The 23,733-nt window shown below is 61.3% G+C and carries 21 protein-coding genes; 5 read left to right on the forward strand and 16 right to left on the reverse strand.

All coding sequences use genetic code 11. The features are described from left to right. Position 1: 1 nt before the first annotated feature. From ACP7EE_RS14625 to ACP7EE_RS14640, 4 genes are read right to left on the reverse strand one after another with little or no spacing between them, the layout of a single operon-like run. Entirely contained in the window at positions 2-4,567 is a 4,566-nt protein-coding gene (locus tag ACP7EE_RS14625; RefSeq protein WP_426235009.1) for an alpha-2-macroglobulin family protein, read from the reverse strand. Beyond that, complete coding sequence (locus ACP7EE_RS14630) at positions 4,564-5,229, reverse strand: DUF1175 domain-containing protein (RefSeq protein WP_426235010.1); 666 nt, start codon at positions 5,227-5,229, stop codon at positions 4,564-4,566. Before ACP7EE_RS14630 ends, ACP7EE_RS14625 begins: the two co-directional genes overlap by 4 nt. Next, positions 5,199-6,911 carry a DUF2138 domain-containing protein gene (locus ACP7EE_RS14635; protein WP_426235011.1) on the reverse strand — a complete coding sequence of 571 codons (1,713 nt, stop codon included), beginning with the start codon at positions 6,909-6,911 and terminating at the stop codon, positions 5,199-5,201. The genes ACP7EE_RS14630 and ACP7EE_RS14635 overlap by 31 nt, the downstream gene beginning before the upstream one ends. Positions 6,912-6,960: 49 nt before the next feature. Next, positions 6,961-7,752, reverse strand: a complete 792-nt coding sequence (locus ACP7EE_RS14640) for a YfaP family protein (RefSeq protein ID WP_426235012.1) — start codon at positions 7,750-7,752, stop codon at positions 6,961-6,963. A gap of 276 nt (positions 7,753-8,028) precedes the next feature. Here ACP7EE_RS14640 and ACP7EE_RS14645 point away from each other — a divergent pair, with 276 nt between their 5' ends. From ACP7EE_RS14645 to ACP7EE_RS14665, 5 genes are all read left to right on the forward strand, one after another. Then, a complete protein-coding gene (locus tag ACP7EE_RS14645) occupies positions 8,029-9,171 on the forward strand; it encodes a Fic family protein (RefSeq protein WP_426235013.1) in 1,143 nt (380 codons plus the stop codon). 243 nt (positions 9,172-9,414) lie between these two features. Then, entirely contained in the window at positions 9,415-9,657 is a 243-nt protein-coding gene (locus ACP7EE_RS14650; RefSeq protein ID WP_007894317.1) for an exodeoxyribonuclease VII small subunit, read from the forward strand. Continuing rightward, on the forward strand, positions 9,654-10,541 hold the full coding sequence (gene ispA, locus ACP7EE_RS14655; protein ID WP_420648567.1) for a (2E,6E)-farnesyl diphosphate synthase: 888 nt from the start codon (positions 9,654-9,656) through the stop codon (positions 10,539-10,541). The genes ACP7EE_RS14650 and ispA overlap by 4 nt, the downstream gene beginning before the upstream one ends. Before the next feature lie 91 nt (positions 10,542-10,632). Next, positions 10,633-12,531, forward strand: coding sequence for a 1-deoxy-D-xylulose-5-phosphate synthase (dxs, locus tag ACP7EE_RS14660; RefSeq protein ID WP_426235014.1), 1,899 nt, complete (start codon positions 10,633-10,635; stop codon positions 12,529-12,531). A gap of 155 nt (positions 12,532-12,686) precedes the next feature. Then, entirely contained in the window at positions 12,687-14,570 is a 1,884-nt protein-coding gene (locus ACP7EE_RS14665) for a TonB-dependent receptor domain-containing protein (protein WP_426235015.1), read from the forward strand. Positions 14,571-14,720: 150 nt separating this feature from the next. Here ACP7EE_RS14665 and ACP7EE_RS14670 read toward each other — a convergent pair whose 3' ends face one another. The 12 genes from ACP7EE_RS14670 to nrdR all read right to left on the reverse strand — a co-directional run bounded on the left by ACP7EE_RS14670 (position 14,721) and on the right by nrdR (position 23,630). Beyond that, the gene (locus ACP7EE_RS14670; protein WP_426235016.1) at positions 14,721-15,521 is read right to left on the reverse strand and encodes a cobalamin-binding protein; all 801 of its coding nucleotides are present in this window, start codon (positions 15,519-15,521) and stop codon (positions 14,721-14,723) included. Further along, positions 15,521-15,940, reverse strand: a complete 420-nt coding sequence (locus tag ACP7EE_RS14675; protein WP_426235017.1) for an MFS transporter — start codon at positions 15,938-15,940, stop codon at positions 15,521-15,523. Before ACP7EE_RS14675 ends, ACP7EE_RS14670 begins: the two co-directional genes overlap by 1 nt. Beyond that, positions 15,937-16,554 carry a GTP cyclohydrolase II gene (ribA, locus tag ACP7EE_RS14680; protein WP_420648572.1) on the reverse strand — a complete coding sequence of 206 codons (618 nt, stop codon included), beginning with the start codon at positions 16,552-16,554 and terminating at the stop codon, positions 15,937-15,939. Before ribA ends, ACP7EE_RS14675 begins: the two co-directional genes overlap by 4 nt. 194 nt (positions 16,555-16,748) lie before the next feature. Next, positions 16,749-17,480, reverse strand: a complete 732-nt coding sequence (locus ACP7EE_RS14685; RefSeq protein WP_426235018.1) for a substrate-binding periplasmic protein — start codon at positions 17,478-17,480, stop codon at positions 16,749-16,751. Positions 17,481-17,508: 28 nt separating this feature from the next. Then, positions 17,509-18,012 carry a phosphatidylglycerophosphatase A family protein gene (locus tag ACP7EE_RS14690; RefSeq protein WP_426235019.1) on the reverse strand — a complete coding sequence of 168 codons (504 nt, stop codon included), beginning with the start codon at positions 18,010-18,012 and terminating at the stop codon, positions 17,509-17,511. After that, a complete protein-coding gene (gene thiL, locus ACP7EE_RS14695) occupies positions 18,009-18,974 on the reverse strand; it encodes a thiamine-phosphate kinase (RefSeq protein ID WP_426235020.1) in 966 nt (321 codons plus the stop codon). Before thiL ends, ACP7EE_RS14690 begins: the two co-directional genes overlap by 4 nt. An 18-nt stretch (positions 18,975-18,992) precedes the next feature. Beyond that, entirely contained in the window at positions 18,993-19,493 is a 501-nt protein-coding gene (gene nusB, locus ACP7EE_RS14700) for a transcription antitermination factor NusB (RefSeq protein ID WP_420648576.1), read from the reverse strand. Beyond that, positions 19,490-19,966: a 6,7-dimethyl-8-ribityllumazine synthase gene (gene ribH / locus ACP7EE_RS14705; RefSeq protein ID WP_003206025.1), complete on the reverse strand. Its 477-nt coding sequence runs from the start codon at positions 19,964-19,966 to the stop codon at positions 19,490-19,492. The genes nusB and ribH overlap by 4 nt, the downstream gene beginning before the upstream one ends. Positions 19,967-20,199: 233 nt before the next feature. Then, positions 20,200-21,291, reverse strand: coding sequence for a bifunctional 3,4-dihydroxy-2-butanone-4-phosphate synthase/GTP cyclohydrolase II (gene ribBA / locus ACP7EE_RS14710; RefSeq protein WP_426235021.1), 1,092 nt, complete (start codon positions 21,289-21,291; stop codon positions 20,200-20,202). Positions 21,292-21,322: 31 nt separating this feature from the next. Continuing rightward, a complete protein-coding gene (locus ACP7EE_RS14715; protein WP_426204749.1) occupies positions 21,323-21,988 on the reverse strand; it encodes a riboflavin synthase in 666 nt (221 codons plus the stop codon). Between the two features lie 47 nt (positions 21,989-22,035). Continuing rightward, positions 22,036-23,169, reverse strand: coding sequence for a bifunctional diaminohydroxyphosphoribosylaminopyrimidine deaminase/5-amino-6-(5-phosphoribosylamino)uracil reductase RibD (gene ribD, locus ACP7EE_RS14720; RefSeq protein ID WP_426235022.1), 1,134 nt, complete (start codon positions 23,167-23,169; stop codon positions 22,036-22,038). Next, complete coding sequence (gene nrdR / locus ACP7EE_RS14725) at positions 23,166-23,630, reverse strand: transcriptional regulator NrdR (protein WP_007910946.1); 465 nt, start codon at positions 23,628-23,630, stop codon at positions 23,166-23,168. The genes ribD and nrdR overlap by 4 nt, the downstream gene beginning before the upstream one ends. Between the last annotated feature and the right edge of the window lie 103 nt (positions 23,631-23,733).

A 23,733-nucleotide genomic window follows, 5' to 3' on the forward strand; every position in this document is an offset into this window, starting at 1 on the left:
GTCAGTTGACCGTGACCTGGCCGAGGGCCGCTTTGGCTTCGCGAGCCTGATGCTGCGGCGCATAGATCTGCGTGAAACGTACTGGCGGCAGGTTGAACTGGCCTTTCTGCGAGAAGCGCACCAGATGCCGCAGGCGCAGTTCGCCGCTCAGCGCATCCACCGGCACCGCGTAGGCCAGTTGGCCCGGTTCGAAACGCGCCTTTTCCAGCGCGGTCGGTTCGGTGCCGTCCTTGCCCTGCAACTTGATGCCCCACGTGGTGCGCTCCACATCGGCGCCCGGCGGCAGCGGCACTTCGAGGATGCCGTAGCGCAGCGGTTTCGGTGCTTTGCTAGTGAGGATCACTTCGTCCAGATACAGACTGTCGCTGGACAGCGGTTTAGTGCCGACCGGTTCCAGTTTGAAGGTGAACGCTTCATCGCCTGGCACCAGACGCGACAGGCGTCGGGTGATGGTCACGGCCATCGGATCGACTGCCGGTTGCTGAGTCTGGAAGCTCACGGCTGCACGCAACGGACGTTCTTGCGTACCCGAAACCGACAATACGGACGGTACCGGCGCAGCGCCCTGCCACGTCCAGTACATCTCACCGGTCGAGCCGTACTGTTTCTTCCAGCCTTCACCCGGTGTCAGGGCGATGGTCGGCGACGCCTGCTCAATGCTGCGTTGCAACCAGGTCAGCGCCAACGCACGTTCCAGCGTCGATTGCTGCGGCAACAGTCGTTGCAGCAATGCTTGCGCCCGCGCCTGATCGAACGGCTGCAGTGACAGATTCAGCGCTTCGGCAAACGGCTGGGAGCTCACAGCAAGACGTTGCTGCGCATCCGCCACCTGACGATTGAACGCGTCCGGCAACGGCACTTTGGCCTGACGCGCCAGCGCTGCCGTCAACGACCGCGCCGCCGCCAGACCGAGCGCCGAATCCGGATCGCTCATCACCAAGCTGTCTTCGCCATCCTCCATCAGATTGGCAGCGTTACCTTCGCCAGCCTTGGCCAGATCCTCCATCAACCCGGTCAGCAGCGTGTTCACCGGCAGATGCATCTGCTTGGCGAACGACAGAATCAGCGCGCGTTGCAGCAACGGCGTGTTCGGCGCTTGCTTGGCGTAGACCTCCAGCACCCGCTGCCAATGCTCCGGCGGCAGAGTCAGTTCCAGCACCTGGCTGGCGTTCCAGTCGGCGTAGTAAGCGTAAGCGGTGAGGAACGCATCCGGCTCGCCATCGAGGCCCCACCAGGTGAAGCTCGCCGACGGCCCGGCCATTTGCACCAGACGCAGACGGCTGTTCTGCATGATCAGGCGTAAGCGGTCGCGGATCTGCGGGTTTGAGGCCAGCGACGGATAGGCGATGCTCAGCGGCAGCAAACGGCTGGCAGTCTGCTCGACGCCGCCGTACGGGTAGCTCAGCAGATCGTCGAGCGCGGAACGGAACAGCGCTTGCGGACTGTCATCCAGACGCAGGCGAATATCCGTGGCGTCCGCCGGCAGACTCAACGGCGTGTCGCCGCTGACCACATCCAGACTTTGCGTCTGCGTGACCTGCCAGCCTTCGCCGGTCGCGGTCAGGCGCACGGCCAGCGCGTCGGCAGTTTTGCCGTCCTGCACCAACTCGGCGGTCCACTCGCCGGAGGCCAAAGCAAACGCTGGCAGCGGCAGATAGTTGATGCCGTTGTTCAGCGTCACCGGCAGGCGTTGTTCGGTGCCGGCGTAGCGCGTAACCAGTTCAGCCTTGACCGGTTTTTCGGCCTGACTGAAGGCGAACACACCCAGTTGCGGCTGATCGCCCTTACGGAATTTGCTCGGCCCGCTCCACTTCAGGTACAGCGGTTTTTCCGAACGCACGAATTGCTTCCTCTGTCCGACCTGACCGTCATCGGCGATCGCTCGCGCGGTGATGCGCCAGCGCGTCAGCGAGTCCGGCATCTTGAAGGTGAAACGGGTTTTGCCGTCGGCATCGGTGAGCAGTTCCGGCTGCCATGCCGCGGTGTCGACGTCTTCGCGACGCGGCCGCTCCAGCACTTTTACCCCACGCTCGCTGCGGTTGGCCTTACCCGGTGCGCCAGGGCTGCCCGGCAGCGCCACGTCGTAGCTGATGAACGACAGGCTGGCGCTGGTGCGCACGTTGTTACGCCGTGGATGATAGAAGAACTGGTCGATGGTCGGCGCAACTTCCGGTTGCAGCGCGTAGACCATTTCGTCGACGACGCTGACCGTCAAATGCGCAGGCACTGCTTTACCGGCGAACTGCGTGGTCAGATCGACCGTGACAGTATCGCCTGGTAGATAAGTCTCTTTGTCAGTCTTGATCGCCACGTCGATTTGCGGCGCGACGACCTTGATCCCGGCGTTCTGGAAGCTGTACTGACCGCCCTTGGTGTAGAGCACGGAAAAGGTCAGGTTCGGCGCGAAGTTGTCCTTCACCGGAATGCGCGCGCGGTATTGGGTTTCGCTGAGTTTTTCCAGTTTCAGCCAGTCGCCGCCCTTGGCCAGCAGCGCGGTAGCTTCGACCTTGTCGCGCTCCAGCGAGAGCAAGGCATCGCTGACCGGCTCCGGGAAAGTGATCAGCGCCAGCGCTTCATCGCCGGCCTTGTACTCGGCTTTGTCGAGGACGATTTCCACGGTGCCCGGCACCGCTTTGACGCCGTCGCCAGTGACCGCATGCGCGGTGCCACCGAGGACGCGACCGTATTGATCTTTCAGTGACAGGTTGTACGTGCCGGGACGCTCGAAGGCGAGGCTGAAGCCTTTGTCCTTGGCCGCGAGTTTGCCTTCGCCGGTGGTCTGGTCTTCGAGGCGCACCCAACTGTAGCTGCTCGGCACCACGGCTTGTGCTTGCGCGCTGCCGCCCTCGTTGACATAGCTGAACGCAACTTTGTCGTTCACCGCGCTGAAGCGCTGCGGCGCAGTCAGCCGGAAGCTTGCGGCACCGCGATCAATCAGGATTTCCTTGGTGGTCTTGACCCGATACGCCGCACCATCACTGGCAAACACGCTGAGCATATAGCGGCTCGGTTTGTCGGCGGCCGGCAGGTCGAGGGTCGCGTTGCCTTTGCTGTCGGTGGTCAGTTCGGTGCTGGTCAATTCCACCGGGAATTGCCCGAGGTATTGCAGCTCGTTGTCGACCATCGACAGTTGCTGAGCGCGCAGACTCAGGGTCAGTTTGGCGTTGGCCACCGGTTTGCCGTCCGGGTAGAGCAACATCAGACTACCCTTGACCGGTTCGCCGGTGCGGTAGTCCTGTTTGGCAAGGTTCAGCGAAATCTCGAAGTGCGGTTTGATGTATTCGGCTACACGGAAGGCGCTGCTGTAGGCCTGATCCTTGTAGTTGAAACGCAGTTCATAACCACCGGCCACGGCGTTGTCCGGCAACTGGAAACGACCTTGAGTGCCGGCCTTCGAATCGAGTTTCAGATCCAGCCGCTGCAACTCGGTTCCGGTGGCGTCAAGCACGCTGACGTTGACGTCGGCAGCACCCGGCGCGACTGAATCCCGCGCGTTCTTGAACTCACGACCAACGATTTTCAGCGACACCCAATCGCCCGGGCGATACAGCGGCCGGTCGGTGAAGGCGTAGAGTTTGGTGTCGTAGATTTCGCTGTCGTAATAGAAGTTTTCCGAGACGAACACGCCGCCCTCTTCATCCTCGCCGATCACGAACGAACGCTCCGGGCTGACGTGTTTCAAACGCAGTAAACCATCGGCGTCAGTGGCGCCGCTGCTCATCACGCCGAGGCCGTCAGTCCATAGCACATTCACTTTCGGTACCGAACTGCCCTCGTGTTTGCGCGCGGCCCATACCAGCAATTCATCGCCGGCAATCTTGCTCACGGCGACGGTGTTGGAAACGAAGACCATGGTCGTAGCGCGGTACTTGCCGATCAACGCTTCGACCAGATACAGACCCGGTTTCAGGTTGCCCAACGAGATGTACACATTGCCCGGCGCAACGCTGACGAAGTCGCTGGACGAACCGGCCAGATTCACACCAGCAGGCGGCTGAATCGGCTTGGCCTGCCACAGCGGATAGCGGAACTGGCTGACCACCGGCAAGCCCGGAATCAGCGCGAATTGCGGCTGCGCGTCGTACGGCGTCGGCGCGGCAATTGCGTTGCCCATCTTCAGCTCAGGCACTTCTTCGGTGACTTGTTTGCGCGACTCGTAGGAGAACGCGCGCTGCATCACACGACGGGATTTGCGATACCAGTTATCCCAGAGGTACGCGAGGGTGTTGGACAGGCCTTCGCCCTTGAATTGACCATCGCTGACCACTCGATGCAGGTTCTTTTGGCGCTTGAGAAAATCCAGCGGCTTGTCGATTTTGTACACGCGGATATCGGCGCCGCCGTACGGTTCCATGCGAAAGCGACGATAGTCGCGACCCGGCGCTTCGAGGCGCACCATCGCCTGTTCATCGGCAGCATAACTGCTGTCAGCCAACAGGAAAAAACTTTCACCGGACACCGGCGTATAGCCGCTCGGCTCAACCGTGTCTTCGGCATTCACCGCCGAAAAAGGCAGTGTTAATAACATCAGCAGAGGCAGTAAACGCAGCATGCGGGCACCGGTCATTGGGAGAGAAAGTTCAGTCGATAGACGCCGATGAAGTTGGGGTTGGCTGCGTCGGGTATCCATCGGGTGTCCTTCCATGTCATGAGTTGCTGCAGGCTTGCCGAACGCATGCCGTTGTCAGTCGGGGTGGTGGTGCCGGTGTGATAGGCGATGAAGCGGCCCATCCAGATCATCAGGTGCTGGTCGTCGCCCTGATCGAAAAACATCAGATCGCCGGGGCGTGCCTGGGACACGTCGCGGCCGATCAGATGGCTGTTGAACTGAATCAGTTTGATCGCGTTGACGTACGGCCCGACCTTGCCGCCGCCCTGCTGCCACTGCTGGGCGAACTTGCGTTGCGCGTCGCTCAGCGCCAGTTCGGGCGGCAGGTAGCGATTGGACAGGCCATTGCTGCGCAGCCATTTGTCGTCGTGGACTTTCAGCGCTTCATTGGCAGCGAAACGCACCAGCCCCGCGCAGTCCTGCTGATACCAGCGCGGGCTCGGGCCTTGGCTCAGTTGCTCCTGCGCGATGCGCACGAACCAGGCGCGAAACACCTGCGACTGTGCCGGATCAAGCGCCGGCGCTTCGACGGCTCGGGCACTCGCGCTGAGCAACAGCGCGAGCAGGCCGAGGCTGCGGATCAGTGCGGTCACAGGGCTTTCCACTCCAGCGGCAGCCATTGCCAGTGGCCGTCCGGCTCGCTGCCTTCAGGCAAGGTCAGGGCGTATTTGCCGTAGCCGCCGAGGGTGCGCAGTTTCGGCAGCAGGTAGGTTTGCGCGGCGTTGTAGAACACCGGCTCCATGTCCTGCGGCAGGCTGTCGAGGGTTTCCTGTTGCATCAGTTGCGCCATCGAATCCGGCCCGAAGTAGATCGGCATCAGCAAATCTTTCGGCAACACGTCAGCCATCGGCGGGAAGCGTTTGTCGAGGGTGCCGAGGGCTTTGTCGACGAGTTTGTCGTCGAGGGAAAACAGCAGCGTCGAACCGTGGCGTGCGAGGCTGACTTTCATGAAGGCCTTGCCGGAAATCGCGTCCGGGTTTTCGGCATCCTTGGCCGCGTACGGGCCGAAGTTCGAGCTGACCTGACGCTGCCAGAGGTGGCTCTGACCTTCCTGTTTCTCGACCACCGGAAACGCGTGTTCCTCAACGTTGCTTTCATAGGCGCCGACCATCGAGCCGAACAACGCGCCGAGATCGCCGTCGAGCTTGCCGCTGTCTTCGTCCTTCAGGCTGGCGACCAGCAACGGCGTGTACAGCCGCGAGTCGGCGTACCAGCACAGGCCTGCAGCGCCAGCCACGTGTTCGGTGAGTTTTTGCGCCACCGCTTCGTCGGCGCCAAGTTTCACCAGCAATGGCTTTTGCGGTTCGGCGGCGACCGGCAAGGTCACACAGGCACTGGCGTCCAGCGGCATGGCTTGCCACACCGGTTTGAAATCGAAGTCAGGCTGATTTTCCAGTTCATCCATGGCGAGGAAGCTGTGCCAGCCTTTGTCGTCCATGTCGAAACGCAGACCGGCGAAATTCGGGATGAAGCGCTGATAACCCATGGCCAGAACGCTGGAATTCACCGACAGACGCTGTTTGATTTCCGGCGCCTTGGCCGGCAGACCGAAGGCCTCGGGGAAGAGTTTTTCGCCATTCAGCAGCGCAGCCAGCGCTTGCGTCGAAACGCGCCCCGATTCTTCAGAGGCGCCGGTTTCCGGGTCGTAGTATTTCGAAGGGTTGGACAGCACCACCAGTTTGTCGCCGCGCGAGGCGAACAGCAGCGATTTGCTGGCGTTGTAGCTCAACTGATAAAGCGGCACTTCATCGCCTGCGACGTTCAAGGTCCCGAACACACTGAGCTGCGCATCATCCAGCGCGACTTTTGCCAGCGGCTCCAGCACCTTGGCCAGCCCGCCGCGATCCATCACCAACAGAAAATCCTTCAAGCGCCCGTCAGCCCCACGCCACAGCGCCACATCGGCCGGTTGATCGAAAAGTTGCTCAATCAGACTGTCCTGCAACTTCAAGTCATGCTCGTAAACAATCCGCCGCAGGCTGCCGATCAAACCGAGACGGTCGGCGTGGGTTTCGTAATAGAAGACGAAATCCTCGGTCAGCGTGGCCTTGAGGAACGGCACCGCCAACAAGTCCTTGGGCAACTGGCTCAGGGAACGGGTTTCGAGCAGCGCGTCAGGACGGCTCAGGCCAAGCTTGTCGCTCGCCAGCTCCGCTGCAGGCGGCTTCGGTTTCAGCATCAGCCAGCCAATACCGCCCGCCACGCCGGCCACCAGGCACAGCCCGAGCGCCAGCATCGGCCAGCGCCGGGGAGGTTTGCCGGCAGGTGTTTCAGCGGCTGGTGCAGCAGTGTTATCGCTCATCTTTTCGCTCATGTTCCCGAAGCTGACGAATTCATCCGTGGCGGGATGCTTAATAGTTGAAAGTCTTGACCAGCAGCAGATCACCGATGGCCCGCAGGGGCACGATGAAGGTTTCGCGTTTTTCATTGACGGTGTTTTCGTTGAGCACCAGCGTGATCTGCGAGGTGATCACCTCGTTCTGATTGCTGGTCTCCTCGAAGTTATAGCCGCCGTTGCCGAAGTTGCCCCAATAGTTGACGTAAACCAGATAGGTGCCGTGCAGCGGCGCGGTCATGGTGAACATTTCCGGACCGGGGCCGTCGACGCCATCAGGTTCCAGGCCGCCACCGTTACTCATCGCCGGGCGCGCCCAGTAGGCGTGCTGGCCGTCCGGGGTAATGACGTGCAAATCGAGTTCGGCCTTCGGATCGTCCCAGCCCAAGACAAGACGAATTCGCGCGGGCGTGCGCAAGTTATTTGCTTCATAAAATTGCACGCGCTTCAGTGACTGGCCTTCGGCACTGCGTACTTCGACGCTGTTGGAGCCCGCGCCAAATGCGTACGGCCTTGCGAAACGCCCATTGTCGTCGGTGTACAGGTTGAGAGGATTGCCATTCACTGCCAGCGTATGCGGCCCGCGTTGGTTGCCGATGGCCTTGAGCTGGCCCTGAATCATCGTGCGATTGCGCTGGATGCCGCGATCGATCGGCGGCGTGGGATAGGCGACTTGCGGGTTTTCACTGCGGTCGAGCAAACCGTTGTAACGCCAACCGCCGACTGGTTCCGACATGTCAGCAGTCGGCGCAGCGTGCAACGCGGGCGTACAGGCCAACCCGATCAGCAGCAAAAGAAATGAACGCATGTGATGCCTCCTGCCATGCCTGACGAAACCTTGCACCCGATCCTCGGTACTTCACAGTGATGACAACTGCGTTTCGTCTGAAAGACCCGTGACTATCGGGTCGTAGATGGCGCGAAGGTTAGCCATTCGGCAGTTTTTTAACAATCGGATACATGTGTATTTGCGGTAGGAATCACGCCGTTGAGTAGACCGTGAGCCGAATAGGCGTCATATTCGGCTCACGAAATGAGCCGAATAGCATTTCTATTCGGCTCACGCATTCAGGAACGACACTTGATGACCACACACTGGATCTGGCAGCAACCTGACTGGCCCGACTTCAAATGGCAGGAGAATCGTCTTGCGCCGTTGCTGCGTGAGTGTGTTCAGGCGCAGGGCCAATTGATGGGCATGGCCGGTTCGGTGGGCAACTCGCTGAGCGCTCAAACCGAGCTGGACGCGTTACTGCAAAACATCGTGACTTCTTCCGCTATCGAAGGTGAGCAACTGAATGTCGGCTCGGTGCGTTCTTCACTGGCGCGGCGTCTGGGGCTGGAAGTAGCCGATGACGATAACGTCAGTCAGCGCAGTGAAGGTCTGGCGCAATTGATGCTCGACGCTACGCGGCACGTTGATCAGCCGCTGACGCTGGAGAGGTTGCTGGAGTGGCATTCCTGGTTGTTTCCAGAACAGGAAAACAGCTTCTCCTCGCGCTCGATCAACGTTGGTGCATTACGCGGCGATGAACCGATGCAAGTGGTGTCCGGGCGCATTGACCGTCCGACCGTGCACTTCGAAGCCCCGCCGCGACAGGGCCTTGAACGGCAACTCGACAGCTTTCTCAAGTGGTTCGACGCCAGCGAGAATCAGGTTGGACTCGACCCATTGCTGCGCGCAGGCATCGCACATTTCTGGTTTGTCACACTGCACCCGTTCGACGACGGCAACGGTCGCCTGACCCGCACCATAACAGATCTGGCTTTGGCTCAGGGTGAAGCGCAGGCGATCCGCTTTTATGCGATGTCGGCCAGCATTCTCGATGACCGCTCAGGTTATTACCGAATTCTCGAATCGAGTCAGAAAGCCACGTCGGACATCACCGAATGGCTGACATGGTTTCTGCAAACCCTGCTGCGCAGCCTGCAGCAAGCCATCGCGCGCATTGACAGTGTGCTGGGCAAGGCGCGTTTCTGGCAGGCGCACCAAGAATCCGAGCTATCGGTGGAACAGATCAAAGTACTCAACCGCTTGCTTGACGGCGGTGAACGCGGTTTTGAGCACGGCATCAGCGCGGCGCAGTACCAAGCTGTGGCCAAGGTGTCCAAGGCGACGGCGACCCGACATTTGGCAGAATTAGTGGAAAAAGGCTGCCTGCAACGCCTGCCCGGCGGCGGACGAAGTACGCGTTATCAGATCAGCTATCCGAATCAATCCACGTAGTACGATCATCGCCAACCACTGTGGCGAGGGAGCTTGCTCCCGCTGGACTGCGCAGCAGGCCCAAAAAGGTCAATGCACCCTGGCTGAAAAAATGCGGCGGTAGGTTTTGGGGTCGCTTCGCAACCCAGCGGGAGCAAGCTCCCTCGCCACAGGAAAAACGTGTCGGGCCACCCCGCTCATTTGCCCATGAACCCCCTATCTGCTAGTGTCGCGCCGGTTTAACGTCAACCGGAAATCGCCGCCATGGCCCGCAAAAAAGCTGCACTGGATTTCGAACAGTCCCTCGCCGACCTGCAAACACTGGTCGAGCGTCTGGAGAATGGTGAATTGTCGCTGGAAGACTCGCTGACCGCTTTCGAGCAGGGCATCGGGCTGACCCGTGATTGCCAGGCAGCGCTGGCGCAGGCCGAGCAGAAGGTGCAGGTGCTGCTCGAACGCGATGGCGAGCTGGCCGAGGAACCCTTCGACGCGGATCAGCCAGAATGATCGCAGCGTATTCGGCCACCAGCCAGGCGCGGGTCAACGCTGCGCTGGAAACCTTGTTCAACGCGCCGCTGCCAGAGTTGGCGCGCCTTTATGAAGCAATGCGCTACAGCGTGATGAACGGCGGCAAACGCGTGCGTCCACTGCTGGCCTACGCCGCGTGCGAAGCCCTCGGCGGCAAGGCTGAACAGGCCAACGGCGCGGCCTGCGCGGTCGAGCTGATCCACGCGTACTCGCTGGTGCACGACGATTTGCCGGCGATGGACGATGACGATCTGCGTCGCGGCCAGCCGACCACCCACAAGAAATTCGATGAAGCCTGCGCGATTCTCGCCGGTGACGGGTTGCAGAGCCTGGCGTTCAGCGCCCTGCTCGACCCGCGCCTGAGTGAATCGAGCGCAGACATTCGCTTGCAAATGGTCAGCGCCCTCGCACTGGCCGCAGGCCCGGCGGGCATGGTCGGCGGTCAAGCCATCGACTTAGGTTCGGTTGGTCTGAAGCTTGATCAAAAAGCCCTCGAACAGATGCATCGGCACAAGACCGGTGCGCTGATCGAAGTCAGCGTCAAACTCGGCGCCCTGGCCAGCGGCCGCGCCGAGCAGGACGAGCTGAAATCCCTGCAGACTTATGCACAGGCCATCGGTCTGGCGTTCCAGGTGCAGGACGACATCCTCGACGTCGAAAGCGATACCGCTACCCTCGGCAAACGTCAGGGCGCGGACATTGCCCGCGACAAGCCGACCTACCCGGCCCTGCTCGGCCTCGACGCGGCCAAGGCCTACGCGCTGGAGCTGCGTGATCAGGCCCTGCATGCGCTGCGACCGTTTGACGCGGCTGCCGAGCCGCTACGCGAGCTGGCCCGGTACATCGTGGACCGCCGAAGCTGACGGCGAATCCGCCAAAAAAGACCAACGCGTGGGCAGGGGGCGATGCATCAGGTAAACTGCCGCATCTTTTATACCTATAACGATTCGCCTGATGCCCACGACGTTTCATGAGATTCCCCGCAAGCGCCCGACCACGCCCCTGCTCGACCGTGCGAATACGCCGGACGGCCTGCGCCGGTTAGGCGAAGCCGAGCTGGAAACCCTGGCCGATGAGTTGCGCCTGGAATTGCTCTACACGGTCGGCCAGACCGGTGGGCATTTCGGTGCAGGCCTGGGCGTCATCGAGCTGACCATCGCGCTGCATTACGTCTTCGACACCCCGGACGACCGGCTGGTGTGGGACGTGGGTCATCAGGCTTATCCGCACAAGATCCTCACCGGTCGCCGCGAGCGCATGGAGTCCCTGCGCCAGAAGGATGGCATCGCTGCCTTCCCGCGTCGCGCCGAGAGCGAGTACGACACCTTTGGCGTCGGCCACTCCAGCACCTCGATCAGCGCAGCGCTGGGCATGGCGATTGCCGCCCGCCTGCAGAACAGCGATCGCAAGGCCATCGCGGTGATCGGCGACGGCGCGTTGACGGCCGGCATGGCATTCGAAGCGTTGAACCACGCGCCGGAAGTCAACGCCAACATGCTGGTGATCCTCAACGACAATGACATGTCGATCTCGCGCAACGTCGGCGGTCTGTCGAATTATCTGGCGAAGATCCTTTCCAGCCGCACTTACGCGAGCATGCGCGAAGGCAGCAAAAAAGTGCTGTCGCGCCTGCCCGGCGCCTGGGAAATCGCCCGTCGCACCGAAGAATACGCCAAAGGCATGCTGGTCCCCGGCACCCTGTTCGAAGAGCTGGGCTGGAACTACATCGGCCCGATCGACGGCCATGACTTGCCAACCCTGATCGCGACCCTGCGCAACATGCGCGATCTGAAAGGCCCGCAATTCCTGCACGTCGTCACCAAGAAAGGCAAAGGCTTCGCCCCGGCGGAAGTCGACCCGATCGGTTATCACGCGATCACCAAGCTGGAGCCTGTCGACGCTCCTGCTGCTGCACCGAAGAAGGCTGGCGGGCCGAAGTATTCCGGCGTGTTTGGCCAGTGGCTGTGCGACATGGCCGCGGCTGATCCGCGATTGGTTGGCATCACGCCGGCGATGAAGGAAGGCTCGGATCTGGTGGCGTTCAGCGAACGTTTCCCGCTGCGCTACTTCGATGTGGCAATTGCCGAGCAACACGCCGTGACGTTCGCGGCCGGTATGGCTTGCGAAGGCGCGAAGCCGGTGGTGGCGATCTACTCGACGTTCCTGCAACGCGGCTACGATCAGTTGGTGCATGACGTGGCGGTGCAGAACCTCGACGTGCTGTTCGCCATCGACCGTGCCGGTCTGGTCGGCGAAGACGGCCCGACGCACGCCGGCAGTTTCGACCTGTCGTACCTGCGCTGCATCCCGGGCATGGTCATCATGACCCCGAGCGATGAAAACGAATTGCGCAAAATGCTTACCACCGGCCATCTGTACAACGGCCCGGCGGCAGTGCGTTATCCGCGCGGCAACGGCCCGAACGCGACCATCGAAAGCAACCTCGATCCGATTGAAATCGGCAAGGGTGTGGTGCGGCGCCAAGGTAGCAAGGTGGCGCTGCTGGTGTTCGGCGTACAACTGACCGAAGCACTGAAAGTCGCCGAGACGCTGGATGCGACGGTGATCGACATGCGTTTCGTCAAGCCGATGGATGAAGCATTGGTGCGCGAGATCGCTGGCAGCCACGAGTTGCTGGTGACCATCGAGGAGAACTCGATCATGGGCGGTGCCGGTGGCGCAGTCAGCGAATTCCTGGCCCGCGAGAACATCCTCAAGTCGGTGCTGCATCTGGGTCTGCCGGATGTTTACGTCGAGCACGCGAAACCGGCGCAGATGCTGGCCGAGTGCGGGCTGGACGAAGCCGGGATCGAAGCGTCGATTCGCGAGCGTCTGCAACTGCTCAACAAATAAACACCATCCCTGTGGGAGCGGGCTTGCCCGCGATGGCGTCGGTACATCCAACATCAATGTTGACTGTGCCGACCTCATCGCGGGCAAACCCGCTCCCACAGTGTTTTGTGGACCCACCTGATTTGTGTACATCCCTAGCACCCATGGACTGCTCGATGAAGTTTTCGCGCCTCGCCCTGCCCCTCCTTCTGCTGCCAACCGCCAACGCTCTCGCCGATACCTTCGAACGCGATCAAGCGTTGAAGCTGCCAGACGTGCTGATCAGCGCCAACCGTCAGGTCGAGGCGCGCAACGACAGCAGCGCCGCCAACACTGTGTTCACCCGCGACGACATCGAACGCCTGCAACCGCGCAGCGTCACTGATCTGCTGCAACGGGTGCCGGGTGTGCAGGTCGCGCAGACCGGCGGGCGCGGCAGTCTGCCGGGGATCTACATTCGCGGCACGCAATCGGCGCAGAGTCTGGTGCTGGTCGATGGCCAGCGCGTTGGCAACTCGACTTCCGGCGACAGCAACCTGCAACACCTGAACATCGAGCAAATCGAGCGCGTGGAAGTGCTGCGCGGCTCGCGCTCGGTGATTTACGGCAGCGATGCGATTGGCGGGGTGATTCAGATTTTCACCCGGCGCGGCGGCGAAACTGGCCTGCAACCACGCATGCACGTCGGTTTCGGCAGCAATCAGACCTGGGAACGCAGTGTCGGTTTGTCCGGTGGCGATGAGAAAACCCGTTTCAACCTCGGCGCCAGCCTTGATGAAACCGCAGGCATCGACCGCACCCACGAGTCGTATCCGAGCGACAGCGATCACGATGCCTACCGCAATAAATCCATCAGCCTGAGCCTCAGCCACGCGCTGACCGATGACGTCGAAGTCGGCGCCAATCTGCTGGATAACCGTGGCAAAGGTGAGTTCGACAACCCGTTCGGTCGCTTCGACCCGGTCACCTTCGACTCCGTGCAACAGCAGCCTTACAGCGAGTTCACGGTCAGCAGTTTCAGCAGCTACATGGATGCGCGGATCAACGAGCGCTGGAAGTCGCGCCTCGAACTCGGCCACAGCGAAAACCGCGAGCAGACCTTCGACAAGCTCAGCGTCGAGCGCACGGTATTCAACACGTACCGCGACTCAGTAACCTGGCAGAACGACCTGACGCTGGATGCACGCAACAGCCTGATCCTTGGCGGCGACTGGTATGAAGATCGAATCAACAGCAGCACCGCGTTCGACGAAGACAGCCGCTGGAATCGCGCGGCGTTTATCCAGCATCGGTTTCAGGCTGACAGCTTCTCGACTGAACTGGGTTTGCGTCACGATGACAACCAGCAGTTCGGCGGCCAGAACAGCTGGAGCGGTACGCTGACGCTGCCGGTCAACACGGATAACGATCTGTTGCTTAGCTACAGCGAAGGCTTCCGCGCGCCGACCTTCAATGACTTGTATTACCCGGATTTCAGCAACCCGGACTTGAAGCCGGAAACCTCGAAAAGCTACGAGCTGCAATGGCGCAGCCAGTTGACGGACAGCAGCCGCCTCGAAGCTTCGCTGTACCGCACCGATCTACAAGACGCGATCATTTTCGGCAGCAACTCACGCCCGGAAAACGTCGCCTCGGCGCGGATCAATGGCTTTGAAGCGGCGCTCAAACAAGAACTGTTCGGCTGGCAGAGCAACCTTGGCATGGCGATCATCGACCCGCGCGACCGCGATACCGGGCATACATTGGCGCGACGTGCCCGGCGCACAGTGAGTTGGGATCTGGATCGGCAGTTCGACCGCCTCGGTCTAGGCGCGAGTTGGCAGGCAGTGAGCAGCAGTTATGACGACTTGAACAATCAGCAGCCGCTGGGTGGTTATGCGCTGATTGGGCTACGCAGCAGTTGGGCGCTGAATCGTGAGATCAAGCTGGATTTCAAAGTGGATAACCTGCTCGACAAAGGTTACAGCCGCGCGCTGTACAGCCATGACGGAAATCAGTACGGCTATCGCGAGGAAGGTCGGGCGTTCATGTTTGGCGTGACCTGGACCCCACAGCTCTAACGCTTGACTCAATCATTGTGGCGAGGGGATTTATCCCCGCTCGGCTGCGCAGCAGTCGTAAATCGCTGGATGCGGTGCTCCTGATAGATCCAGTTAGCCGGTCTTGGGGCCGCTTCGCAGCCCAGCGGGAGCAAGCTCCCTCGCCACAGATTATTTGTCAGGCTGGATGAGGTGGCAGAGCGTGGCAGTTGCGTCGATCATCTGTCCGCTCGGGCGTTCGAGGCCTTTGTCGGTGATCATTAGCAACTGCCCGTGCCGAACCGCCGCCACCTGCGGCCACGCTTTCCACGCATCAAGCTGCGCCTGATCACTGGCCAGAATCACTTCAGGGTCACGCTGCAACACCGCTTCAATGCTGACTTGTGGCGCCGGCAAACTCAGGTCGGCAAATACATTGCGCGCGCCGCAGACCTCAAGCGCATCGCTGATGATTTGCCCGCCGCCCACCGTATAGAGCGGTTTGTCCCATACTTGATAGAAGACACGCAACGGCGTTTCCCGGCGATAGCGCTGGCGTAATTCATCAAGTTTTTGCCGTAGCTGCGCCGCCCGCTGCACACCGCGCTCCGGCCGACCAATCTGCACCGCGATGGCTTCAATCTGTGCCGTCAATTGCTCAAAACTGTGCGGTTCGGCGACAAAGGTTGGAATGCGCAAACGCTGCAGTTGATCACGCTGCGCCGGGCCGACACTGCCGGGCCAGAGCAGCAACAAATCCGGCTGCAGGCTGAGCAAACGTTCGATATCGAGTTGCCCGTAACGCCCAACCGACGGCAAACCCTTGAGCGCAGCCGGCCGCTCACCGGCATCCAGCACACCCACCAACAGGTCGGCCGAATCCAGTTCAACGACGATTTCAGAAAGGGATGGCGCGAGGCTGACCACGCGCAGAGCAGCCAGCGTCGGGCTGCTTGCGGCCAGCAGCAGAACCGCCAGCCACAGACGGCGCATCAGCCGAGTTGACGCGGAATACGGTAGAGGTAGAACAGCACGGCGGTGGACAGCGCCAGCAGCATCAGCGGCACGGCTTCGAGGCCGACGAACACCGCCAGAGCGCCGATCCATGCCGGCAGAGCCGCCACAAGGAACGCCGTACGCCGACGCGCCGCGAGTGCGATCCACGCGGCCGGCTCTTCCGGGGTATTCAGGGATTTCTGCGTGGCAATCAGCGCATGTTTGTAGCGGCCGAAAAACTTCAGGCTGACAAACATCGAGGCCACACCCGCGATAAACAACGGCATCGCCAGCACCGGCAAAATCGATTCGCCCTGGCCAAACACACCGTTGATCACGAACAACGGCAGCAATGCCAACGCGAGGTATTTCCACCAGTCGACCGACAATCGGCGTCGCACCTGACCGCGAGTCACGCGCGGTCGGCCTCGCCCTGATGCTCGTTGCCCATCATGTGGTCGAGCTTGCTGGCCTTGGTCGCCAGATAGAGTTTGTTGTGCGGGTTGTGGCCGGTGTGCAGCGGCACGCGCTCGGCGACCACGATGCCCATGTCGGTCAAGGCTTTGACCTTGCGCGGGTTGTTGGTCATCAGCCGCAGGGATTTCACGCCCAGATGCTCGAGCATCGGCAGGCACATCGCGTAGTCGCGCTGATCGGCCGCGAAGCCCAGCCGCTCGTTGGCTTCAACGGTATCGGCGCCGCCGTCCTGCAATTCGTAGGCGCGGATCTTGTTCAACAGACCAATGCCGCGACCTTCCTGACGCAGGTACAGCAACACGCCGCGGCCTTCGCGAGCGATGGCTTTGAGTGCGCCTTCGAGTTGCGAACCGCAGTCGCAACGCTGGCTGAACAAGGCGTCACCGGTCAGGCATTCGGAGTGCAGGCGGCCGAGTACCGGAGCCCCGTCGGCAATCTCACCCAGGCTCAGCACAACGTGCTCGCGGCCGGTGGCTTCGTCGAGAAACCCGTGCATGGTGAATTGCGCAAAAGGCGTTGGCAGCTTGGAAGCGGCGACAAAAACGACAGGCACCGGTGTGCTCCTGATCTAGAAAAGTCTGAAAATTCGCTGGCCGGCATTGTAACAGCAGGTTCCTGCGCACGCTTAGGCTGAATTATGGGGCATAACGATCAAAAAGTTTGATGACTGCCCTGCAGACACTGCAGTACCTGTGGGAGCTGGCTTGCCAGCTCCTACAGGGTCCTTCATCAGCCAGTCAACCGCGCTTAGTTGGAGTCAAATGGATACGGCTGCTTCCAGCGCTCGAAGATCGGCTTCAGCTCGCCGCTTTTCTTCAACTGCTCCATGCGCTGGTCGTACAGCGACATCAATGCCCGAGCCTGAGGCGTATCCGCGAAACCCAGATACAAGGGCAACTCCGCCAGATGCGAATAGCGGAACTGCGAGGGATCAAGTGCATTTTTCAACACCACCTCAATCTCGGTCAGGGCATCGATGTAGTAATCCGCCCGACCCTGTTTGAGCATCGACAAGATCCCGGTGCGGCGCTCGATCTGGTTGAAGCGTTTGATGTTCGGCAGGTAGTTTTCGTAGCGGTAGCCGCGCACCCAGGCCAGTCGATATTTGCCCAGCGTGGCTAACGTTGGCGGCGGATTGCTCGCCAGCCCCAGCGCATAGATGTGATCGGAGTCGAAATTCGAACGCGGATATAGCACTTGCTCGGCTTCATCGCGATAAGAACCGACCAGCGCGTCGACTTCCTTCAACTGCACCAGACCGATTGAGCGCGTGTACGGCACCGTGCGGATATCCAGTTTGACCCCGGCCGGTTCGAACACCAGGCGCAGTACGTCCCAACCGAGACCATGACCATCAGCGGCGGTGTAATCCTCCCAGTCTTCGCTGGCCAGATGAATCACCGACGGCGGCGCATCCTGAGCGCAGACCTGCGCGCTCAGGAAACTCAAAATCAGTACCGCCAACCAGCGCCAAGCCATCCCTAGTCCCCTCTTAACGCCCGATCAATCAGGCGAAAATCCACACCAGCCCTTGCATCGCCAGCCAGGCGAATACCCCGGCCAGCACGTCGTCGAGCATGATGCCGAAGCCACCGTGCACATGCCGGTCGACCCAGCGGATCGGCCATGGCTTGAGAATATCGAAGAAGCGGAACACCACGAACCCCGCGAGCAGCCAGTACCAGCCTTCCGGCACCAGCCACAGGGTGATCCACATCCCGACCATTTCGTCCCAGACGATGCCTTCGTGGTCGTGTACCCGCAGATCGTCAGCGACCTTGCCGCACAGCCAGAAGCCAAACAGCATGGTGACGCCGAGCATCAGCCAATAACCCCAGTCAGGCAGCATCTGCCACAACGGGATAAAGGGTAGCGCAACCAGCGAGCCCCAGGTGCCAGGCGCCTTGGGCAAGGTGCCGGAACCGAAACCGAACGCGAGGAAATGCCACGGATTGCGCCAGACTGACGGCGGAACGAATTCGGCCGGCACCTGTTTCGGATGATCTGTCACGGGGTCTCCTGAAAATGTTGATAGCCGCGGGCTTGTGGGGTGATGTCGCGACCTTCACGGTCGAGCAACACCACGCCCTGCCCCTGCGCCACGCGGCCGATCACGTGGACCGGCCAGCCAGCGGCCAGCAGCGCGGGCAACTCGACGGACGGCAGCGTGAACGCCAGCACGTAATCGTCACCGCCACTCAGCGCCGCACGCTCGGCGCCGCGCTGCCCGAGGAACGCCACTAAAGCGTTCGACAGCGGCACACGCTCGCGTTCAATTTCAAGTCGAACCTGGGATGCCAGGGCGATATGGCCGCAATCGGCGAGCAAGCCGTCGGAGATATCCAGCGCCGAAGTAGCCTTGCCACGCAACGCCTGACCGAGCGCCAACTGCGGCTGCGGCGACCAGTAGTGATCAAGCAGCGGCTGGGCAATCTCAGGGTCGGCCTCACGCTGAGCCAGCACCAGCGGCAAGGCGCCAGCAGCATTGCCCAGTTCGCCACCGACGCACAGCAGATCACCCGGTCGCGCACCGCTGCGGGTCAACGCCTGGCCCGCCGGAACGCGACCGAACACCGTCATGGTCAGGCTCAACGGTCCACGCGTGGTGTCGCCGCCGATCAACGCGATGCCGCAACTCTGCGCCATCAGGTTCAAACCACGGGCGTAGGCTTGCAGCCAATCGGCGGTCACCGTCGGCACTGTCAGGGCAAGGGTAAAAGCGACGGGCGTGGCGCCCATGGCAGCGAGGTCGCTGACTGCTACAGCCAGCGAGCGCTGACCGAGTAAAAAGGGATCGCAGGGGTCGGCGAAATGCACGCCGGCCACCAGCGTATCGGTGGAAACTGCCAACTGCTCCCCGGGAGGAACAGCCAGCAAGGCGCAGTCATCGCCGATCCCCAGTGCAACACCCTCGCCGCCCTGCGCACAGGGCGCGGCGGCGAAGAAATTGCGGATCAGCTCAAACTCGCCCATAGCCGTTTCAAACGCCGATCAGCGTTTGAACGCCTTCACTTCAGCTTCACGCAGGCGCGGAGCCAGCTTGTCGAGCACGCCGTTGACGAACTTGTGACCGTCGGTGGAACCGTAGACTTTCGCCAGTTCGATACCTTCGTTGATCACTACTCGGTACGGCACATCAACGCGCTTGAGCAGTTCCCAGGTGGACAGGCGCAGTACGCACAGTTCAACCGGGTCAAGTTCTTCGATGGTCAGGTCCAGGCACGGTGCCAACGCGGTGTCGATCTCGGTCAGGCTGGCCGGAACACCGTGCAGGATGTCGTGGAAGTAGCTGGCATCGGCGAAGGTGAAATCGTTATCGACGCGGAACTGCGCTTCGATTTCGTTCAGCGAAGTCTTGGCCATGTGGCGCTGGTACAGCGCTTGAGTCGCCAACTGACGGGCAGCCCGGCGCTTTTCGCTTTTCGACGGCTTGCCGGCGTCCGCTGGACGTGGCTCGCGCGGGTTGAAACGATCGCTTTCGTCGCTAATCACTTGGCCTCCAACTGTGCCAGCAGGCTGACCATTTCCAGTGCGGACAGGGCAGCTTCGGCACCTTTGTTACCGGCCTTGGTGCCGGAACGTTCGATGGCTTGCTCGATGGAATCAACGGTCAGGACGCCGAAAGCGACCGGCACGCCGAATTCCATGGAAACCTGGGCCAGGCCCTTGGTGCATTCGCCAGCCACGTATTCGAAATGCGGAGTACCGCCACGAATGACCGCGCCCAGGGCGATGATTGCTGCATATTCGCCTTTTTGAGCGACTTTCTGCGCAACCAGCGGAATTTCGAAGGCGCCAGGTGCGCGGATGATGGTGATGTCGCTTTCGCTCACGCCGTGGCGAACCAGGGCATCCACTGCACCGCCAACCAGGCTTTCAACGACGAAGCTGTTGAAACGGCCCACTACCAAAGCGTAGCGGCCTTTAGGGGCGATGAAGGTACCTTCGATGGTCTTCAGGGTCATTCGTCAGATCTCTTAAAGAGCCGGGACGCGTCTCGTACGCGTCCCTCAGTGATATTAGCCACGAATACATGGCCGGAAAATTCCGCATTGCTGCCTGATTACAAACTGTGGCGAGGGAGCTTGCTCCCGCTGGGCTGCGTAGCGGCCCCTTTTGTGGGCGCTGCGCACCCAAGCGGGAGCAAGCTCCCTCGCCACAATAAATCCATGTCAACAATGCCGGAAACGACCGGTCATTATTCGGAGGGCACGTATTCTACAACTTCCAGATCGAAACCGGATATCGCATTAAATTTCATCGGTGCAGACATCAAGCGCATTTTGCGCACACCGAGGTCACGCAGAATCTGCGAACCGGCACCGACGATGCTGTAAGTAGTCGGTTTTTTCACCGCCACCTGATCGGCGGTTTCGCGGATGTGCGCCAGCAACACGTCGCCATCGAGCGGGTGACCGAGCAACAGCACCACACCGCTGCCAGCCTCAGCCACAGCGGCCATGGCTGCACGCAGGCTCCAGCGGCCCGGTTGTTTGACCATCAGCAAATCGCGCAGCGGGTCCATGTTGTGCACGCGAACCAGCGTCGGTTCGTCAGCGCAAACGGTGCCCAAGGTCAGTGCCATGTGCACGTCGCCTTCCACCGAATCACGATAGGTCACCAGGTTGAATTGGCCCAGTTCGCTGTCCAGCGGCTGCTCGGCAATCCGCTGAACGGTACGTTCGTGGATCATCCGGTAGTGAATCAGGTCGGCGATGGTGCCGATCTTGATGTTGTGTTCGGCGGCAAAAGCTTCCAGTTCGGTGCGACGGGACATGGTGCCGTCGTCGTTCATCACTTCACAGATCACGCCGCTCGGCTCGAAACCGGCCATGCGCGCCAGGTCGCACGCCGCTTCGGTGTGGCCGGCGCGAGCCAGCGTGCCGCCGGCCTGGGCCATCAGCGGGAAAATGTGGCCGGGGCTGACGATGTCTTCAGCCTTGGCGTCTTTGGCGGCAGCCGCTTGCACGGTGCGCGCGCGGTCAGCGGCGGAGATGCCGGTGGTCACGCCTTCGGCCGCTTCGATCGACACGGTGAACTTGGTGCCGAAACCGGAACCGTTGCGCGGCGCCATCAGCGGCAGCTTCAACAGTTCGCAGCGCTCGCGGCTCATCGGCATGCAGATCAGGCCACGGGCGTGCTTGGCCATGAAGTTGATGTGTTCAGCCTTGCAGCACTCGGCGGCCATGATCAGGTCGCCTTCGTTCTCGCGGTCTTCGTCATCCATGAGGATGACCATCTTGCCTTGGCGGATGTCTTCAACCAGCTCTTCGATGCTATTGAGCGCCACTAGGCACCCCCCTTCTTTCAAAATTTGAGTGTCAGGATTTGAGGTAGCCGTTGGCGGCCAGAAAGCTTTCGGTAATCGTGCTGCCGGCAACCGATTCTGCGGCTTTGTCGCCGAGCAGCAAGCGCTCCAGATAACGCGCGAGCAAATCGACTTCCAGGTTCACCCGACGACCTGGCTTGTACGACGCCATGATGGTTTCGCTCAAGGTATGCGGAATGATCGTCAGCAGGAATTCGGCGCCATCGACTGCGTTCACGGTGAGGCTGGTGCCGTCGACGGTGATCGAGCCTTTGTGGGCGATGTACTTGGCCAGTTCTTTCGGCGCGCGGATGCGGAATTCCACGGCGCGCGCGTTATCGCTGCGCGAAACCACTTCGCCGACTCCGTCGACGTGACCGCTGACCAGATGCCCGCCGAGACGGGTGGTCGGGGTCAGGGCTTTTTCCAGATTGACCGGGCTGCCGCTTTTCAGGTCATTCATGGCCGTGCAGTCGAGGGTTTCGCGACTGACGTCGGCGGCAAAACCGTCGCCCGGCAGTTCCACAGCAGTCAGGCACACGCCGTTGACCGCGATGCTGTCGCCGAGCTTGACGTCGCTCAGATCGAGCTTGCCGGTTGCGACATGCACCCGCACATCACCGCCCTTTGGGGTCAGTGCGCGGATACTGCCGATGGATTCGATGATGCCGGTAAACATGGAGTTCTCCTTGAGAACGAAGCCAGCGCTATCGCAATGGCCGGGAATTATACGCTCGCCGATGGGACAGGGATGGCAGTGACTCGCCAGTCATCGCCAACCGCGCGGATTTCAGTGATTTTCAGCTCGGGTGCATCCTTCATATAGGCCAGCGGCCAGTCCAGCAACGGACGCGCCGAGGAGCCGAGGAACTTGCCGGCGATGAAGATCACGAACTCATCGACCAGACCCATCTGAGCAAAGGCGCCGGCCAGTCGCGGGCCGGCCTCGACCAGCACTTCGTTGACGCCACGGCTGGCCAGTTCGATCAGCAGTTGGCGCAAATCGACCTGACCGTCCTCGCCCGGCACGATCAGGCACTCCGGGCCGTGGGCGTACTGTTCTTCAACCGCCACGCAAGTAGCGACCAGCGCCGGGCCGGCCTTGAAGAACGGCGCATCCAGCGGCACGCGCAGACGGCCGTCGATCAGCACCCGCAGCGGCGGACGGCTCATGGCCAGCGCGGTTTGCCCGGCATCCAGGCCCAACTCGTCGGCGCGCACGGTCAGACGTGCGCCATCCGCCAACACCGTGTCGGCTCCGGTCAGCACCACGCTGGCCTGCGCGCGCAGACGCTGCACCGCCGAACGTGCGGCCGGGCCGGTGATCCACTGGCTCTCGCCACTTTCCATCGCCGTGCGCCCGTCGAGACTCATCGCCAGTTTGACCCGCACGAACGGCAAGCCGTGTTCCATGCGTTTCAGAAAACCCTGGTTGAGCTTGCGCGCTTCGCTTTCCAGCACGCCACTCTCAGTAGCAATGCCGGCATCGGCCAAACGTTGCAAACCACGGCCGGCAACCTGTGGATTCGGATCACGCATCGCCGCGACTACTCGCCCGACTCCCGCAGTCACCAAAGCATCGGCACACGGCGGCGTGCGGCCATGGTGGCTGCAAGGTTCGAGGGTGACGTAAGCGGTGGCGCCCCGCGCCAGTTCAGCGGCGGCGCGCAAAGCGTGGACTTCGGCGTGCGGTTCGCCGGCACGCTCATGCCAGCCTTCGCCGACAATCTGCCCGTCGCGCACGATCACGCAGCCGACGCGCGGATTGGGATGCGTCGTGTAATGACCTTTGCGCGCAAGTTCCAGCGCACGCGCCATGAAGTGCGTGTCGAGGATGGCTTGCTCGGCGGCGGTGGTCATTCTTTCACCGGTTCGCGGGCCAGACGGTCGATCTCTTCGCGGAACTCGTTGAGATCCTGGAAGCGTTTGTACACCGAAGCGAAACGGATGTAGGCCACTTCATCAAGCTTTTGCAGCTCGGCCATCACCAGTTCGCCGACCACGAGGGATTTGACCTCGCGTTCGCCGGTGGCGCGCAGCTTGTGCTTGATGTGCACCAGAGAGGATTCGAGGCGCTCGACGCTCACCGGACGTTTCTCCAGCGCGCGTTGCATGCCGGCGCGGAGTTTTTCTTCGTCGAACGGCTGGCGGCTGCCATCGGTTTTGATCAGGCGCGGCAACACCAGTTCGGCGGTCTCGAATGTCGTGAAACGTTCGCCGCAGGCCAGGCATTCACGCCGGCGGCGCACCTGTTCGCCCTCGGCGACCAGACGCGAGTCGATGACCTTGGTGTCGTTGGCACCGCAGAAGGGACAGTGCATGGTGGCTGGCAACAAAAAAAGGGAGGGCCATGGTAGCGCATCCCGGTCGCAAGACAAGCCATAGGCTTTGCGGTATACAGACTGCCATGATCATTTGATCCAT

The organism is Pseudomonas sp. TWP3-2, from assembly GCF_049897765.1.
Classification (GTDB): Bacteria; Pseudomonadota; Gammaproteobacteria; order Pseudomonadales; family Pseudomonadaceae; genus Aquipseudomonas.

Excerpts from the sequence above, each read along its gene's own strand:
- ACP7EE_RS14670 (WP_426235016.1), bottom strand. The coding sequence starts at position 15,521 with ATGCGCCGTCTGTGGCTGGCGGTTCTGCTGCTGGCCGCAAGCAGCCCG.
- ACP7EE_RS14625 (WP_426235009.1), bottom strand. The coding sequence starts at position 4,567 with ATGACCGGTGCCCGCATGCTGCGTTTACTGCCTCTGCTGATGTTATTA.
- ACP7EE_RS14650 (WP_007894317.1), top strand. The coding sequence starts at position 9,415 with ATGGCCCGCAAAAAAGCTGCACTGGATTTCGAACAGTCCCTCGCCGAC.
- ACP7EE_RS14715 (WP_426204749.1), bottom strand. The coding sequence starts at position 21,988 with ATGTTTACCGGCATCATCGAATCCATCGGCAGTATCCGCGCACTGACC.
- thiL (WP_426235020.1), bottom strand. The coding sequence starts at position 18,974 with ATGGGCGAGTTTGAGCTGATCCGCAATTTCTTCGCCGCCGCGCCCTGT.
- dxs (WP_426235014.1), top strand. The coding sequence starts at position 10,633 with ATGCCCACGACGTTTCATGAGATTCCCCGCAAGCGCCCGACCACGCCC.
- ribD (WP_426235022.1), bottom strand. The coding sequence starts at position 23,169 with ATGACCACCGCCGCCGAGCAAGCCATCCTCGACACGCACTTCATGGCG.
- ACP7EE_RS14630 (WP_426235010.1), bottom strand. The coding sequence starts at position 5,229 with ATGGCTGCCGCTGGAGTGGAAAGCCCTGTGACCGCACTGATCCGCAGC.
- ACP7EE_RS14645 (WP_426235013.1), top strand. The coding sequence starts at position 8,029 with ATGACCACACACTGGATCTGGCAGCAACCTGACTGGCCCGACTTCAAA.
- ACP7EE_RS14665 (WP_426235015.1), top strand. The coding sequence starts at position 12,687 with ATGAAGTTTTCGCGCCTCGCCCTGCCCCTCCTTCTGCTGCCAACCGCC.
- ACP7EE_RS14635 (WP_426235011.1), bottom strand. The coding sequence starts at position 6,911 with ATGAGCGATAACACTGCTGCACCAGCCGCTGAAACACCTGCCGGCAAA.
- ribH (WP_003206025.1), bottom strand. The coding sequence starts at position 19,966 with ATGACCCTGAAGACCATCGAAGGTACCTTCATCGCCCCTAAAGGCCGC.
- ispA (WP_420648567.1), top strand. The coding sequence starts at position 9,654 with ATGATCGCAGCGTATTCGGCCACCAGCCAGGCGCGGGTCAACGCTGCG.
- nrdR (WP_007910946.1), bottom strand. The coding sequence starts at position 23,630 with ATGCACTGTCCCTTCTGCGGTGCCAACGACACCAAGGTCATCGACTCG.
- ACP7EE_RS14640 (WP_426235012.1), bottom strand. The coding sequence starts at position 7,752 with ATGCGTTCATTTCTTTTGCTGCTGATCGGGTTGGCCTGTACGCCCGCG.
- ACP7EE_RS14685 (WP_426235018.1), bottom strand. The coding sequence starts at position 17,480 with ATGGCTTGGCGCTGGTTGGCGGTACTGATTTTGAGTTTCCTGAGCGCG.